Origin of the sequence: Micromonospora tulbaghiae (assembly GCF_900091605.1) — a bacterium.
GTDB classification, from domain to species: domain Bacteria; phylum Actinomycetota; class Actinomycetes; order Mycobacteriales; family Micromonosporaceae; genus Micromonospora; species Micromonospora tulbaghiae.
In genome coordinates this window covers 418545-433590 of the sequence record NZ_FMCQ01000005.1, presented here as the reverse complement: position 1 = coordinate 433590, position 15046 = coordinate 418545, and the positions used below count along the sequence as shown (strand labels likewise).

Below are 15046 nucleotides of genomic sequence, written 5' to 3'. Positions count from 1 at the left end.
TCCCAACGCCCCCAGGCGGAAAGAGAGACCAGGAATGGTGCGGGTCGGCCGGTCAGGACCGGTCGCGTCCCACGTCACTTGTGATGTTCACGTTAGCGGAGTCGGCGGCCCGCCAGATTGCGGGGTGCTGATCCCATCCGTCACTCCGGTGCTCCAGCTGCGCGGCAGTGGCGAGCAGTGTCGCGTCGTCGCCGTACCGGCCGGTGAGCAGCACCCCGACCGGTAGCCCGTCGGCGGTCCGTCCGACCGGCAGCGAAACGGACGGATCGCCCGTCACGTTGAAGACCGCGCAGTACGGCGAGAAGCGCCGCTGCCGGTCGAAGTCCTCGGCCGGTTCGAGGGCGGCGAACGCGCCCACCGGCGCCTGCGGGGTCGCGAGCGTCGGGCAGAGCAGCAGGTCACAACCGGCGGTACGGCGTACGCCACGGCGTACCTGCGCCTGGAGTTCGCCGAGCGCGGCCATCAGCCGGGCCGCGCCGAGCGCCTCGCCGCGCTCGCGCAGGAACCGGGTCAGCGGCAGCAGGTCGCCGTCCCGCCCGGCCGGGACCGGGGTGACCGCCAGCGCGTACCAGACGGTCTCGAACAGCGGCCACGCCTCGTGGCCGAGCGGCGCGGGGACGTCGACCACCTCGTGGCCGGCGTCGGTGAGCAGCGCGGCGGCCCGGTCGACGGCGGCGACGCAGTCCGGGTGGACCGGTTCGTCGGCGAGCATCGGCGTGGTGAAGCGGCCGACGCGCAGCCGGCCGGGGCCGGAGACGCGGGCGGCGCGGGTGACGCCGAGGTACCCGCCGGCGGGCGCGGCCGGCGGCAGGTACGGTTCGCCGGGCACCGGGCGCGCGAGCACGTCGAGCAGCGCGGCCACGTCGCCGACGGTACGGCCGATCGGCCCGTTCACCGGCAGCCCGAAGCCGCCGAAGCCGAGCGGCCCGCCGGAGACCATGCCCCGGCTCGGCTTGTAGCCGACCAGGCCGCAGAGCGCGGCCGGGATACGCAGCGAGCCGCCGCCGTCGGAGCCCTGCGCCACCGGCACGAGCCCGGCGGCGACCGCCGCTGCCGCGCCGCCGCTTGACCCGCCCGCGGTGTACGCGAGATCCCACGGGTTGCGGGCCGGCGGTGCCACCAGCCCCTCGGAGTAGAGCGAGCAGCCGAGTTCGGAGGTGGTGGTCTTGCCGAGGCTGACCAGGCCGGCGTCGGCCAGGAGGCGCACCACGTCGGCGTCGACCGGCGGGACGAAGTCGGCGAAGGCGGCCGAGCCGAAGGTGGTCCGCACCCCGGCGGTGAGCGTGAGGTCCTTGATAGCGGTCGGCACCCCGTGCAGCGGGCCGCGTTCCTCGGCCGCGAGCGCGTCGGCGGCACGGGCGGCGGTCCGGGCCCGGTCGGCGGTGACCGTGACGAAAGCGCCGACGGTGTCGCCGAGCGCCTCGACCCGGCGCAGGTGGTGCTCGACCAGTTCCAGGCTGGACAGCTCGCCCCGGCGGATCGCGGCGGCCTGTTCCAGCGCGGTCAGGTCGTGCGGCTCGGCCATGCCGTCCATCCTGCCGGTCCGGCGGCCCGGAGGCCGGGCGACACGTCCGGCGGGCGGCCGTCAGGTCCGTGTCCGGCTGACATCAGCGGTTCGGAATGCGTCCGTCGGCTCGGGACGACTGACGCATTCGCGCCGGCCGTCAGCGGCCGAGGAAACGCAGCGCGTTGCCGCCGAGCAGCGCGTCCCGCTGCGCGTCGGTGAGGAAGTCCGCCCGGTGCACCACCTGGCCGACCGGCCGCTCCCCCAGCGGGTAGGGGTAGTCGCTGCCGAGCAGCACCCGCTCGGCGCCCATGGTGTCCACCAGCAGCCGCAGCGCGGCCGGTTCGAAGACCACCGAGTCCACGTGGAACCGGTCGACGTAGGAGCTGGGCGGTGCGCTGGACGCGCCGCGTACCAGGTCGCCACGGCGGTGCCAGGCGTTGTCGGCGCGGCCCAGCCAGAACGGGAAGCTGCCGCCGCCGTGCGCGAAGCAGATCCGCAGCGTCTCCGGCACCCGGTCGAACACGCCGCCGAGGATCAGGGCGAGCACCGACAGGTGCGTCTCGGCCGGCATCCCGGTCAGCCAGCGCGCCATCCACCGGTCCAGCCGGGGGCCGCCGGGCATGTCCCACGGATGCACGAAGACCGGCGCGCCGACCTCGGCGCAGTGGGTGAGGAACTGCACGATGCCCTCGTCGTCCAGATCCCGGTCACCGACGTGGTTACCGATCTCGACGCCGGCGTGCCCCGCCGACAGGCAGCGGTCCAGCTCGGCGCAGGCCGCGTCCGGGTCCTGCAACGGCACCTGGCAGAACGGCACCAGCCGGCCGCCGCCGGCGGCGGTGACCTCCAGCGTGAGGTCGTTGAAGATCCGGGCCACCTTGACCGCCTGGTCGGCCGGGCGGTCGTAGCTGAAGAACACCGGGGTGGGCGAGACGACCTGCACGTCCACGCCGTCGGCGTCCATGTCGGTCAGCCGGGTCGGCGCGTCCCAGCACGGGGCGCCGATCGGGCGGAACTCCGTCTCCCCCACCATGATCATGGCGGCGCGCTCGGAGTCCACCCGCAGCCAGGGCCAGCCGGACCCGCCGCACGCCGCGGCGAGGTCCGGCCAACCCTTCGGTACGACGTGCGTGTGCACGTCCACGACCGGCACGCGTCAGCCCTTGCCCGGGTGCAGCGCGCCGCAGTTGTCGCAGGTGCGGGCCTTCTCGTCGGCGTAGAACGCGGCGAAGACCGGAGGCAGGTCGGCGGCGATGTCGCGGACCTGCAGCTCCACCTCGTGCACCTTGTGGTTGCACTCGCCGCAGTACCACTGGAACTTCTCCAGCGTGCCCTCCTCGCGGACCCGCTCGATCACCATGCCGATCGAGCCGGCCTCGGGACGCTGCGGCGAGTGCGGGGTGTTGCGCGGCAGCATCCACATCTGCCCCTCGCGCACGTGCACCGTACGCGGGCCCTCCGGCAGCATCAGGTTGATGTGCATGTTGCCCTTGACCTGGTAGAAGAACTCCTCGTACGGGTCGACGTGGAAGTCCGTACGCTGGTTCGGACCACCCACCACCATGACGATGAAGTCGTCGCTGCCGGGCAGCATCTCCTTGTTGCCCACCGGGGGCTTGAGCAGGTGCTGGTTCTCGCCGATCCAGCCGGAGAAGCTGAACGGCTCGGCGATCTCACTCATGGGAACCTCCCGGCGGAAGTAGGGCGACGGCCTGCATCTCGATCAGCAGATGCGGGTGCGGAAGCTGGTGCACGGCGACTGTGGTCCGGGTCGGCCCGGTGGCGTCGAAGAACTCCGCCCACACCTCGTTGTAGCCGCCGAAGTCGTTCATGTTGACCAGGTAGCTGGTGACCTGCACCAGGTCGCTCAGGTCGGCGCCGACCGAGCGGAGCAGGTCGCGGATGTTCTCGACCACGGCCCGGGTCTGCTCCCGGATGTCCAGGTCGGTGGTGCCGAACTCGTCCACCGACACCCCGGCGAACGTGTTGTCCGGCCGGCGCGACGACGTACCGGAGACGAAGACGAACCCGCCGGCCACCTTGACGTGCGGGAACGCGCCCCGCGGCACGGCCTTCCCGGCCACCACGCGGCCGGTCATGGCAGGGCCTTCAGGGAGGCGGACCCGAGCTTCTCCACTGTGGCCCGCACGTGTGCGCCGGGACGCAGCGGCACCGCGGCGGTGGCCGCGCCGGCCAGGAACACCCAGCCCTTGCGCAGCCGGACGCCGTGCCGGCCGGCCAGCCGCAGACCCTCGTCCAGCGCGCGGCGCGGGTCGCCGAGGATGGCAGCGGTCGAGCCGACCTGCGCCACCCGCCCGTCGATCTCCAGCAGCACGCCGAGGTTGTCCAGCCCGTCCGGCACCGGCGACCACGGCCCCACCACGAACGCGGCGGCCGAGGTGTTGTCGGCGATCACGTCCGGCAGCGAGAAGGTGAAGTTCGCGTACCGGGAGTCGATCAGCTCGATGGCCGGGGCGACAGCGCGCACGGCCCGGGTGAACGAGCCGACCGGTTCGCCCGGGTCGGGCAGCCGGTCCAGCAGGAACGCCACCTCCGGCTCGACCCGGGGGTGGATGAAGTCGCCGACGTCGACACCGCCGCCGTCGGGCACCCGCATCACGTCGGTCAGCCGGCCCCAGATCACCTCGTCCACGCCGACCTGCGCCATCTTGGCCTTGCTGGTGAGCCCCATCTTGAGGCCGACCAGCCGCTCACCCCGGTCGAGGCGGCGCTGCACCAGCGCGGTCTGCACCGCGTACGCGGCGTCGACGTCGAGGCCGGTCTCGGCGGCGAGCTGCGGGATCGCGGTGGCGTCGTCGGCCGCCGCGCCCAGCTTCTCCGCGATGCCGGCGATGTCCGGCCCGATCATGAGTTGTTCTCCTTAGCCGCCAGGTCCAGTGCCACGTCCACGATCATGTCCTCCTGGCCGCCGACCATCCGGCGACGGCCCAGCTCGACCAGGATCGAGCGGACGTCCACTCCGTACTTGGCCGAGGCCCGCTCGGCGTGACGCAGGAAGCTGGAGTAGACGCCCGCGTACCCCAGGGAGAGCGTCTCCCGGTCGACCTGGACCGGTCGGTCCTGCAGTGGGCGGACCAGGTCGTCGGCGGCGTCCATCAACGCGAACACGTCGCAGCCGTGCTTCCAGCCGTGCAGCTCGGCGACCGCGACGAAGACCTCCAGCGGCGCGTTGCCCGCGCCCGCACCCATGCCGGCGAGCGACGCGTCCACCCGGACGGTCCGGCCGGACGGTGAGCCGAGCGGGCCGTCGCCGAGGATCCGGCCGTGCTCGACCGCCAGCACGCTGTTCGCCACACCGAGCGACAGGTTGTGGTGCGCGTGGATGCCGATCTGCGTCTCCGGCTCCAGCACCTGCCGGTACGCGTCGACGCGCTGCGCCACGTCCGACATCAGCAGCCGGCCGCCGGAGTCGGTGACGTAGACGCAGTGCGCGCCGTACGACTCCATCAGCTTGGCCTGCGCGGCCAGCCCGGCCGGGTCGTTGAGGTGCGACATCATCAGGAACCCGGAGACGTCCATGTCGTTCTCCCGGGCCCAGGCGATGTGCTGGGCGGAGATGTCCGCCTCGGTGCAGTGCGTGGCGATCCGGACGCTCGTCACGCCGAGCGCCTTCGCCGCCTTCAGGTCCGCGATGGTGCCGATGCCCGGCAGCAGCAGCGTGGTGAGCCGGGCGGTGGTGAGCACCTCGGCGGCGGCGGCGATCCAGTCCGCGTCGGCGGCGGCGCCGTGCCCGTAGTTGACGCTGGAGCCGGCCAGGCCGTCGCCGTGCGCCACCTCGACCGCGGCCACGCCGGCCGCGTCGAGCGCGGCGGCCACGGTACGCACCTGGTCGACCGTGTAGCGGTGCCCGATGGCGTGCATGCCGTCGCGCAGCGTCACGTCCTGGATGTAGAGGTCGGTCATCGCGCACTCACCTCCGTCGCGCGCAGCGCCACCAGCCGCTCCGCGGTACGCAGCGCGGCCGACGTCATGATGTCCAGGTTCCCGGCGTACGCGGGCAGGTAGTGCCCGGCGCCGGAGACCTCCAGGAACACCGACACCTGCAGGCCGGTGAAGTGCCGGCCGAGCACCGGCGCGTACGTGTCCACAGCGTCGAACTGCACGTCCTGCTTGAGCCGGTAGCCGGGCACGTACTCCTGCACGGCCGTCACCATGTCGGCCACCGAGGCGGCGATCGCGCCCGGGTCGGCGTCCGCGTCCGGGCACAGGCAGTAGACCGTGTCGCGCATCAGCAGCGGCGGGTCGGCCGGGTTCAGCACGATGATGGCCTTGCCGCGCTCGGCGCCGCCGACCACCTCGATGGCGCGGGCGGTCGTCTCGGTGAACTCGTCGATGTTGGCCCGGGTGCCGGGCCCGGCCGACTTCGACGCGATCGAGGCGACGATCTCCCCGTACGCGACGGGGGTGATCCGGCCGACCGCGTGCACGATCGGCACCGTGGCCTGCCCGCCGCAGGTCACCATGTTGACGTTCGGCTCGCCCAGGTGCTCGTCGAGGTTCACCGGCGGCACCACGTACGGGCCGATCGCGGCGGGCGTCAGGTCGACCACCGTGCGGCCGTGCGCCCGCAGCACCTCGTCGTGACGCCTGTGCGCGCCGGCCGAGGTGGCGTCGAAGACCAGCTGGACGTCCGCGAACTCGGGCAGCGCCACCAGGCCGTCGACGCCCTCGGCGGTGGTGGTCACGCCGAGCCGGCGGGCCCGGGCCAGACCGTCCGAGGCCGGGTCGATGCCGGCCATCGCCACCATGCGCAGGCTCTCACTGAGCCGCAGCACCTTGATCATCAGGTCGGTGCCGATGTTGCCCGACCCGAGCACCGCCACTCCGACGCTCATGAGGTGGCCTCCTTCGAGAAACAGGTACGCACCGAACCGAGCCCGGAGATGCGCGCCTCGTACGCCGCGCCGGGCGTGACCGGCACCATCGGGCCGAGCGCGCCGGAGAGCACCACGTCGCCGGCCCGCAGCGGGTCACCGGCGCGGGCCATCGTGCCGGCCAGCCACTGCAACGCGTGCAGTGGATTGCCGAGGCAGGCCGCACCCGCGCCGACCGAGACCGGCTCACCGGCGTGCTCCAGCACCATGCCGCACAGTCGCAGGTCGACGTCGGCGAGCCGCCGGGGCGCGGTGCCGAGCACGAACAGCCCGCTGGAGGCGTTGTCCGCCACCGTGTCCACGATCGAGATGTCCCAGTCCGCGATCCGCGAGTCGACGATCTCGATGGCCGGCAGCACGTGGTCCACCGCCCGGATCAGGTCGACAGTGGTGACCCGCTCGTCCGGCAGGTCCGCGCCGAGCACGAAGGCGATCTCCGCCTCCACCCGCGGCTGGAGCAGCCGGTCGATCGGCACCTCGACGCCGTCGCCGACGGCCATGTCGTCGAAGAGCACCCCGAAGTCGGGCTGGAAGACGCCGAAGCTCTCCTGGACGGTCCGCGACGTCAGGCCGATCTTCGCGCCGACGCGGCGGTGTCCCTTGCCCAGCCGCTGCCGGGTGTAGACCTGCTGCACCTGGTACGCGGCCTCGATGTCGCCCTCGGGCAGCAGCCGGCCGCGCAGCGGCGGGCAGGGCTTCCCGTCCTGCCGGGCCACTGCCAGTTCCCGGTTGGCGGCCTCGATGTCCACGGTCATGGCGGCTCCTCGCTTACGTCGCTGGGGATTCCGGCCATTCTGCCCACCACGCGCGCTCATGACAGGTCCACGCAGACGTTTGTCAGCTCGGAGTAGAAGTCGAGCGAGTGCACGCCGCCCTCGCGGCCCACGCCCGACGCCTTCACCCCGCCGAACGGGGTGCGCAGGTCGCGCAGGAACCAGGTGTTGACCCAGACGATGCCGGCGTCGAGCCGGACGCCGGCCCGGTGCGCCCGGCCCACGTCCCGCGTCCACACCGTCGCGGCCAGGCCGTAGGCGGTGCCGTTCGCCAGCGCGTACGCCTCGTCCTCGTCGTCGAACGGCGCGACGTGCACCACCGGTCCGAAGATCTCCTCCTGGTTGGTGCGGGCGTCCGCCCCCAGGCCGGTGAGCACCGTCGGCTGCACGTACGCCCCGCCGTCACGGCCGTCGCCGAAGCGCGGCGTGCCGCCTCCCGCGCGGACCTCGGCGCCCTCGGTGCGGGCCAGCGCGTAGTGGCCGAGCACCTTGTCGCGGTGCCCGTGCGAGATGAGCGGCATGTTCGCCGTCGCCTCGTCGTCCGGCCAGCCGTACGCCAGCTCGTCGGCGCGCTCGGCCAGCCGCGCGGTGAACTCCTCGAACACCGGCCGCTGCACGTAGATGCGCTCGGTGCACAGGCACACCTGGCCGCCGTTGGTGAAGCTGGACCGCACCGAACCGGCGACCGCCGCGTCCAGGTCGGCGTCGGCGAACACCAGGCCGGCGTTCTTGCCACCCAGCTCGAAGCTGACCGCCTTCACCCCGTCGGCGGCGGCGCGCATGATCGCGCTGCCGGTGGCCGACTCGCCGGTGAACGTGATCGCGTCCACGCCCGGGTGCCGGGTCAGGTGCTCGCCGGCCGAGCCGGGCCCGAAGCCGTGCACCAGGTTGAACACGCCGTCCGGCACGCCCGCCGCGGCCATCACCTCGGCCAGCAGCGTGGCCGACGCGGGGGTCTCCTCGCTGGGCTTGACCACCACGGCGTTGCCGCAGGCCAGGGCCGGGGCGACCTTCCAGGTGAGCAGCAGCAGCGGCAGGTTCCACGGCACGATGACAGCGACCACGCCGACCGGCTTGCGGACCGCGTAGTTGAGCGCCCGGCCCCCGGCCGGGGTGACAGTGGTGAACGACTCCGTCGGCGCTGTCGCCACGATCTCGGCGAACGCCCGGAAGTTGGCCGCGCCGCGCGGGATGTCGAGCGTACGGGCCTGCGAGATGGCCTTGCCGGTGTCCGCGACCTCGGCCGCGACCAGATCGTCGAAGCGCCGTTCCAGCTCGTCGGCGACCCGGCGCAGCACCTCGGCGCGTTCCCGCTCCCCCATCCGGCCCCACGGGCCGCGCAGCGCCGACCGGGCCGCGGCGACCGCGTCGTCCACAGTCGACTGCGACGCCTCGACCACCTCGAACACCGGCTCGCCGGTGACCGGGCTGCGCTTGGTGAACCGGGAACCGGCGTCGACGAACTCACCGCCGACGAAGTTGCGCAGCAGGCCGGGGCCGTCCGGCGCGTGCCCGGTCATCAGCCGGGGATCCCAGAGCGTCATCGCCGCCGCCCCAGCGCCGCGCGGACACCACCGGCCAGCAGCGCGACCGCGCCGGCCGCTACCGCGCCGACCACCGCGTACTGCGCGCGCACCCGGCGGCGCACCTGCGCGTACGGGGTGGTGGAGAACGAGACCAGCTCGTACTGGGAGACGTAGCGGCCCGGCAGCGCCCGTTCCAGCGCGTGCTCGACCTGCTTGCGGGTGCGGAACACCGGCGAGGCGACCTTGTCCCGCATCTCCACGAAGTTCGCCAGCGCCATCCGGGCGATCGCCTCCGCGTTCTCCTGGCGGCGGTGCTGGAACAGCGGCAGCGCGGCCGCCCACTCGTCGTCGCACTCGTCGAGGCAGCGGTCCAGCTCGACCACGTCCTCGAACGCGCAGTTCGCGCCCTGGCCGTAGAACGGCACGATGGCGTGCGCGGCGTCGCCGATCAGGCCGACCGTCCCGGCCACCTGCCACGGCGTGCAGCGCACCGTGCCGAGCACACCGACCGGGTTGTGCTGGTAGTCGTCGACCAGGTTCGGCGCGAGCGGGACCAGGTCCGGGTAGTGGGTGGCGAAGAACTGCTCGATCGCCGCCGGGCTGCTCAGCGACGCGAAGCTGCGCGTGCCGTGGGTGGGCCAGAACAGCGTGCAGGTGAAGGAGCGGTCCGGGTTCGGCAGCGCGATCATCATCGAGGTGCCGCGCGGCCAGATGTGCAGCGCGCCCGGGTCGAGCGCGAACTCCCCGCCCAGCGGCGGGATGGTCAGCTCCTTGTAGCCGTAGTCGAGGAAGTCCAGGCTCTCGGTCAGGCCCCCGTACGCGAGCAGTTGCCCGCGCACCGCGGAGCCGGCGCCGTCGGCGCCGAGGACGACCGAGGCGGTGGCGGTGACCTTGCCCTGCGGCGTCTCGAACGTCATCTCGCCGCCGAGCGGGTCGAGCCCGACCAGCCGGTGGTCGAACGCGACGCGCACGTTCGGCAGCGCGGCGGCGGCGTCGAGCAGCGCGTTGTTCAGCGCGCCCCGGCTGATCGAGTTGATCGCGCGGTCCCCGGAGCCGCTGTAAGACTGGAACTCCGGCTCGCCCTCGACCGGGTGGATCATGCGGCCGCGCATCGGCAGCGCGTCCGCCATCACCTCGTCCTCCAGGCCGATGCGGCGCAGCGCGTCCAGGCCGCGCTCGGACAGCGCCAGGTTGATCGACCGGCCCCGCTCGACGGTGCCGGTACGCGGGTCGGGCCGCCGCTCGTAGAGGGCCACCGGGTAGCCGCGGCGGGCCAGGTAGCAGGCCAGCAGGCAGCCGGCCAGCCCGGCGCCGACCACCGCGATCTCGTCGCGCTCACTCCTCGCGCTCACGAGCCCTCCTTCTCAACAGTTGCCGCCAGCGCCTCGGCGACCCGCCAGCAGTCGTGGTACGTGGAGTAGAGCGGCACCGGCGCGAACCGGACGATGTCCGGCTCCCGGGCGTCGGCGACCACGCCGTGCTCGTGCCGCAGCCGCTTCGTCAGCTCGTTCGCGCTGCCCACCCCGATCCGCACGGAGAGCTGGCAGCCGCGGCGGGCCGGGTCGCGCGGGGTCACCACGCTCAGCGGACGGCCCGGCGTGACCTCGTCGAGCAGCTGCTCCAGCCAGGCGGTCAGCCGCAGGCTGCGCTCGCGCAGCGCCGGCATGCCGACGGAGTCGAACAGCTCCAGCGACGTACGCACCGGGCCCATCGCGAAGATCGGCGGGTTGGAGATCTGCCACGCCTCGACGGTGGCCGGCGGCCGGGACACCGGGGTCATCTCGAACCGGGTGGCCGCCTCGGTGCTCCACCAGCCCTCGAAGCGCTGGATCGACCGGTCGCCGAGGTGCCGCTCGTGGACGAAGACGCCGCCCAGCGCACCCGGGCCGGAGTTGAGGTACTTGTACGAGCACCAGGCGGCGAAGTCGACGTCCCAGTCGTGCAGCGCCAGCGGCACGTTGCCCGCGGCGTGCGCCAGGTCCCAGCCGACCACCGCGCCCGCGGCCCGGCCGGCCGCGGTGATGGTGGGGATGTCCATCAGCTCGCCGGTCAGGTAGTTCACGCCGCCGAGCATCAGCAGCGCCACCGTGTGGCCCTCGCGGGCCAGGAAGTCCAGCACGTCCTCGGTGCCGAGCGTGTCGGAGCCGGGGCGCGGCTTGAGGCGTACCACCGTGGTGTCCGGGTCCAGCCCGTGGAAGCGGGCCTGGCTGCGCACGGCGTAGCTGTCCGAGGGGAACGCGCTGTCCTCGATGACGATGCGGGTGCGCTCGCCGGCCGGCCGGTAGAAGCTGACCATCAGCAGGTGCAGGTTGACCGTGAGGGAGTTCATTACCACGGTCTCCGCGGGCAGCGCGCCGACCAGGCGGGCGGCCGGTGCGGTCAGCAGCTCGTGGTACGGCAGCCAGGGCCGCTCCGACTCCAGGTGCCCCTCGACGCCCAGGCGACTCCAGGCGTCCAGGTCGGCGAGGAGTTCGTCCCGGGTGGCCCGCGGCTGGAGGCCGAGCGAGTTGCCGGCCAGGTACGCCGTGTCGGGGTAGCGCCCGCCGTCGGCGGGTGGGACGTGGAACAGGTGCCGGTGGCCGGGGTCGGCGGCGTCGCGGCGGAGGGCTTCGTTCTCGGGGGTGTGCATGCTGTTCTCTCTCGTCACATCGCGGTGCGGGCCGACCACAGCTCCGGGAAGACCACCCGGGCCATGCTGCGCTGCAACCATGCCAGTCCGGCGGAACCGCCGCTGCCGACCTTGGCGCCCATGGTGCGCTGGACGGCCTTGACGTGGTTCCAGCGCCAGTCGCCGAACTCCTCGGCGATCTCGGTCAGCGCGTCGCCGAGCAGACGCAGGTGGTTGTCCGGGCCGTTGTCGCCGTAGATCCGGACCCAGGCCGCCTCGACCGCGGGGTGCGCCTCGTGCTCGGCGTTCACGTCCCGGGACAGCAGCTCGGCGGGAACGTCGAAGCCCTTACGGGCGAGCAGCGCCACCACCTCGTCCCAGAGACTCGGCGTGGCGAGCGCGGCGGTCAGCTCGTCGTACACCTCGGTCTGCCGGCGGAACGGGCGGATCAGCGCCCGGTCGCGCAGGCCGAGCAGGAACTCCAGCTGGCGGTACATGGCGGACTGGAAGCCGGAGCCCTCACCGAGCCGGTCGCGGAAGCGGTTGAAGTCGGCCGGGCTCATCCAGCGCAGGCCGTGCCAGGCGGCGTTGAGCCCTTCCAGGTGCAGGGCGGCGCGGCGCAGCGGGGGCAGGGCCTCCCAGATCCGGTCCTCGCGCAGCTCGCGCTTGGCGTGCCGCAGCTCGTGGCAGGTCAGGCCGAAGTACAGCTCCATGATCTGGCTGACCATCAGGAAGGACATCTCGCCCGGGTCGTCGCTGAGCGGCTCCTGGAGCCGGTGCAGCGTGCTGGCCCGTACGTACGCGTCGTACGGCACGCGGTCGGCGAACTCCAGCGTCGGCTCGCCGCCGTTGCGCGCCGCCCGAGCCGCCCGTTCCTGGGGGGTTACCGGGCGCACCGCCGTCGTCTGTTCCACAGTCATTCTCCGTCCGTGCGCGGGGTAGACGTCATGATCCCGCTGGTGGGCGGCCGAATGGAATGCCTGTTCAACGGCGGTATGGTGGTCTCACTTCGCGAACCGAAACCATCTCGCGTCGACGTCTTTACGGAAGGAAGGTCCGCGCGTGGACGACATGGACTGGGCGCTGCTGCGGGAGCTCCAGGCCGACGCCCGGCTCTCGTACAGCGAGTTGTCCCGCCGGGTCCATCTGTCGCCGCCCGCGGTCGCCGAACGGGTGCGGCGGCTGGAGGAATCCGGTGTGATCACCGGCTACCACGCCCACGTCGACCTCACCCGGGCCGGGCGCACAGTGCTCGCGCTGATCCGGATGTCCTGCTACGGCGCGCGCTGCATCCTCAACGACCCCGATGTCGCGGGCTGGCCGGAGATCATGGAGATCCACCGGATCACCGGGGACGCGTGCAGCATGCTCAAGGTCGCCGCCACCAACATGGGCGAGTTCGAGGAGGTCATCGACCGTCTCGCACCGTACGGGCAGCCGTCCAGCACGATGGTGCTCTCCACGCCGCTGGCCTGGCATCCCGTGGTCAAGGCACCTCGTTAGCTTCCCCCGCCCTCCGGGAAAGCAGGCGCCGCTGCCCGTCAGTGGTCCGGCGCACCGTCGCGCCGGGAGGGGGGAACCATGCGAGGGCTCGTGTCACATCGTGCGTTGTCGTCCGTGTTGGGCCTGCTCGGCCTGGTCGCGGCGTTCGTCCTGACCACCGCGCCGCCGGCGCGGGCCGGGGAGAGCGTGTTCATCGAGGTGACGCCGAACAGCGTCCAGGCCGGTTCCCGGGTCAACCTGCGGGCGGGCTGCGACAACAGCAACAACCGCCAGGCGCAGGTCACCTCCGACGCCTTCGGGCGGGTGACGTTGCGGCCGGACAACGGCTTCCTCACCGGCTCGGTCACCGTGCCCGGCAACAAGGCGCCGGGCGACTACCCGGTGAACCTGGACTGCTCCAACGGCAACACCGCCTCGACCATGCTCACCGTGCTCAACATGGCGCAGCCGAGCAAGGGACCGGCGACCGGCGGTGGTGGCACCGCGGGTAGCCGGGGCACCGGCTCGCTGCTGCTGGTCGGTGGCCTGGTCGCGGTGGCAGTGGTGGCCGGTGTGAGCGCCCGCCGCAAGACCGGCGGCCGCGTCTGACGAGAGGTGCCGCAATGGCCCGCTCATCGCGCCGCCGGGACCGTACCGGCCCGGCGGCGGACCGTAACCGCCGTGCCGTCGCCCGTCCCGGCCGCCGGTCGCCGCAGCGTGCCGGCCGGCTCCGGGCCGCGCTGCGGCTGACCGCTGGGGCCGCGCGCCGGTTCGCCCACGTCGCCGGGCACGCGTTCTCGGCCAGCGTCGCCACCGCCGACCCGCAGTCCCGGCCGGTCACGGCCCGCGCCGACAGGACCACCACCCGCCGGTACGCCCCGAGCCGCGGCCCGGGTGTCCCGGTGCTCGTGGTGGCGAGCGTGATGGCGCTGATCGTGGCCATGCTCGGCGTGGAACGGGTGACCGGCGTCAGCGTGCTGCCGGATCGGATCGTCGCCGGCCTGCGCCCGCCGCCGCAGAAGTTCCCGGTGCTGCCGGCCAGTCCACCGACCGGCCTGAGCATCGGCAAGCTCGACCTGCGCGCGCCGGTGCACCGGGTGGGCATCGCGCCGGACGGCAGCATCGCCGTGCCGGATGTGGAGCGGGCCGGCGAGGTCGGCTGGTACGACCAGGGCCCCACGCCCGGCCAGTACGGCCCGGCGGTGCTTGTCGGGCACGTCGACACCACCACCGGTCCGGCGGTCTTCCACGGGCTGAAGGAGCTGGACGACGGCGACCGGATCGAGGTGACCCGCGAGGACCGCTCGGTGGCGGTGTTCGAGGTGACGTCGATCGAGCGGTACGGCAAGGAGAAGCTGCCGGTGGAGGACGTCTACGGCGACTTCAGCCGGCCCAACCTGCGGCTGATCACCTGCGGCGGGCGCTGGGTGGGCGGCGAGACCGGGTACGCGGACAACCTGGTCGTCTACGCCTCGCTGGTCAAGGCGCGCTGAGCGGGCCGGTCAGGCCGCCTCGGGCTCGGGCTCGCGCAGGTCGAGCCAGTCCGCCCAGCGCGGGTCGGGGGCGCGGTGCCCGAGCACCCGCCAGGCGGCTCCTTTGGGCGCGGCCGGCAGGTGGTGCAGCCGCCAGCCCAGTTCGGCCGGCGTCTTGTCGCCTTTGGTGTGGTTGCACCGCGCGCACGCGGCTACCACGTTCTCCCAGGCGTGCCGGCCGCCCCGGCTGCGCGGGAAGACGTGGTCGATGGTCTCGGCCGGCCCCCGGCAGTACGCGCACCGCCACCCGTCGCGGGCGAACACGGCCCGCCGGGACAACCCGATGTGGGTGCGGTACGGCACCCGGACGTAGCGGGTCAGGCGCACCACCGAGGGCACCGGTAACGCGTTTCGCGCGCTGTGCAGGATGCCCTCGCCGTCGGCGACGCAGACCGCCTTGGCGCTGAGGACGAGGATCGCGGCACGACGCACCGACACGACGCACAGGGGCTCGTAGGTGGCGTTGAGAACGAGTGCACCGGAGCCCGCAGTGGGTCGTATGTCAGGCATCGCGCTCACCCTCCCGGTCCAGTCCTCCCGCCTCGTGTGCGCCGGAACCGCCCCGCGGACAGCGCGGAACGGCTCCGACGCCGGCCGGATCACCGACGTCCGTTGCGCCAATAGTCCCTGATCGCGCCCCGGATTGCACGCACTAATCCGGGCTACCCCCTCCGGTAGCGACACTTCGCGGAGGTGGCGGTGTCCACCGCCCGTCACCGGTGC

16 protein-coding genes are annotated in these 15046 nt (G+C 73.0%); 3 read left to right on the top strand and 13 right to left on the bottom strand.

Annotated features, from left to right (window positions below):
- Positions 1-52: 52 nt before the first annotated feature.
- The 12 genes from GA0070562_RS17940 to GA0070562_RS17885 form a co-directional block, all read right to left on the bottom strand.
- Entirely contained in the window at positions 53-1525 is a 1473-nt protein-coding gene (locus tag GA0070562_RS17940; protein ID WP_091423141.1) for an amidase, read from the bottom strand.
- Positions 1526-1664: 139 nt separating this feature from the next.
- A complete protein-coding gene (locus tag GA0070562_RS17935; protein WP_091423137.1) occupies positions 1665-2660 on the bottom strand; it encodes an amidohydrolase family protein in 996 nt (331 codons plus the stop codon).
- A gap of 3 nt (positions 2661-2663) precedes the next feature.
- The gene (locus GA0070562_RS17930) at positions 2664-3188 is read right to left on the bottom strand and encodes a 3-hydroxyanthranilate 3,4-dioxygenase (RefSeq protein WP_091423133.1); all 525 of its coding nucleotides are present in this window, start codon (positions 3186-3188) and stop codon (positions 2664-2666) included.
- A complete protein-coding gene (locus tag GA0070562_RS17925; protein ID WP_091423130.1) occupies positions 3181-3606 on the bottom strand; it encodes a RidA family protein in 426 nt (141 codons plus the stop codon). Before GA0070562_RS17925 ends, GA0070562_RS17930 begins: the two co-directional genes overlap by 8 nt.
- Positions 3603-4376, bottom strand: a complete 774-nt coding sequence (locus tag GA0070562_RS17920; RefSeq protein ID WP_091423125.1) for a 2-keto-4-pentenoate hydratase — start codon at positions 4374-4376, stop codon at positions 3603-3605. Before GA0070562_RS17920 ends, GA0070562_RS17925 begins: the two co-directional genes overlap by 4 nt.
- Entirely contained in the window at positions 4373-5431 is a 1059-nt protein-coding gene (gene dmpG, locus GA0070562_RS17915; RefSeq protein WP_091423121.1) for a 4-hydroxy-2-oxovalerate aldolase, read from the bottom strand. The genes GA0070562_RS17920 and dmpG overlap by 4 nt, the downstream gene beginning before the upstream one ends.
- Complete coding sequence (locus GA0070562_RS17910; RefSeq protein WP_091423116.1) at positions 5428-6363, bottom strand: acetaldehyde dehydrogenase (acetylating); 936 nt, start codon at positions 6361-6363, stop codon at positions 5428-5430. Before GA0070562_RS17910 ends, dmpG begins: the two co-directional genes overlap by 4 nt.
- Positions 6360-7157: a 2-keto-4-pentenoate hydratase gene (locus GA0070562_RS17905; RefSeq protein ID WP_091423112.1), complete on the bottom strand. Its 798-nt coding sequence runs from the start codon at positions 7155-7157 to the stop codon at positions 6360-6362. Before GA0070562_RS17905 ends, GA0070562_RS17910 begins: the two co-directional genes overlap by 4 nt.
- A 56-nt stretch (positions 7158-7213) precedes the next feature.
- Positions 7214-8695 (bottom strand): 2-hydroxymuconic semialdehyde dehydrogenase, encoded by a 1482-nt coding sequence (locus GA0070562_RS17900; protein ID WP_091423349.1) that lies wholly within the window; start codon positions 8693-8695, stop codon positions 7214-7216.
- A 20-nt stretch (positions 8696-8715) separates the two neighbouring features.
- The gene (locus GA0070562_RS17895; protein ID WP_091423108.1) at positions 8716-10053 is read right to left on the bottom strand and encodes an FAD-dependent oxidoreductase; all 1338 of its coding nucleotides are present in this window, start codon (positions 10051-10053) and stop codon (positions 8716-8718) included.
- Complete coding sequence (gene kynU, locus GA0070562_RS17890; RefSeq protein WP_091423105.1) at positions 10050-11330, bottom strand: kynureninase; 1281 nt, start codon at positions 11328-11330, stop codon at positions 10050-10052. Before kynU ends, GA0070562_RS17895 begins: the two co-directional genes overlap by 4 nt.
- A 14-nt stretch (positions 11331-11344) precedes the next feature.
- Positions 11345-12229, bottom strand: a complete 885-nt coding sequence (locus tag GA0070562_RS17885; RefSeq protein WP_091423100.1) for a tryptophan 2,3-dioxygenase — start codon at positions 12227-12229, stop codon at positions 11345-11347.
- Positions 12230-12371: 142 nt separating this feature from the next.
- On the opposite strand from GA0070562_RS17885, the gene GA0070562_RS17880 reads away from it, so the two are divergent.
- The 3 genes from GA0070562_RS17880 to GA0070562_RS17870 all read left to right on the top strand — a co-directional run bounded on the left by GA0070562_RS17880 (position 12372) and on the right by GA0070562_RS17870 (position 14284).
- On the top strand, positions 12372-12812 hold the full coding sequence (locus GA0070562_RS17880; protein ID WP_091423095.1) for an Lrp/AsnC family transcriptional regulator: 441 nt from the start codon (positions 12372-12374) through the stop codon (positions 12810-12812).
- A 78-nt stretch (positions 12813-12890) separates the two neighbouring features.
- Positions 12891-13400, top strand: coding sequence for a hypothetical protein (locus GA0070562_RS17875; protein ID WP_091423091.1), 510 nt, complete (start codon positions 12891-12893; stop codon positions 13398-13400).
- A gap of 14 nt (positions 13401-13414) precedes the next feature.
- Positions 13415-14284, top strand: a complete 870-nt coding sequence (locus GA0070562_RS17870; RefSeq protein ID WP_091423087.1) for a class F sortase — start codon at positions 13415-13417, stop codon at positions 14282-14284.
- Between the two features lie 9 nt (positions 14285-14293).
- Here GA0070562_RS17870 and GA0070562_RS17865 read toward each other — a convergent pair whose 3' ends face one another.
- The gene (locus GA0070562_RS17865) at positions 14294-14833 is read right to left on the bottom strand and encodes an HNH endonuclease (protein ID WP_091423083.1); all 540 of its coding nucleotides are present in this window, start codon (positions 14831-14833) and stop codon (positions 14294-14296) included.
- Positions 14834-15046 lie beyond the last annotated feature (213 nt).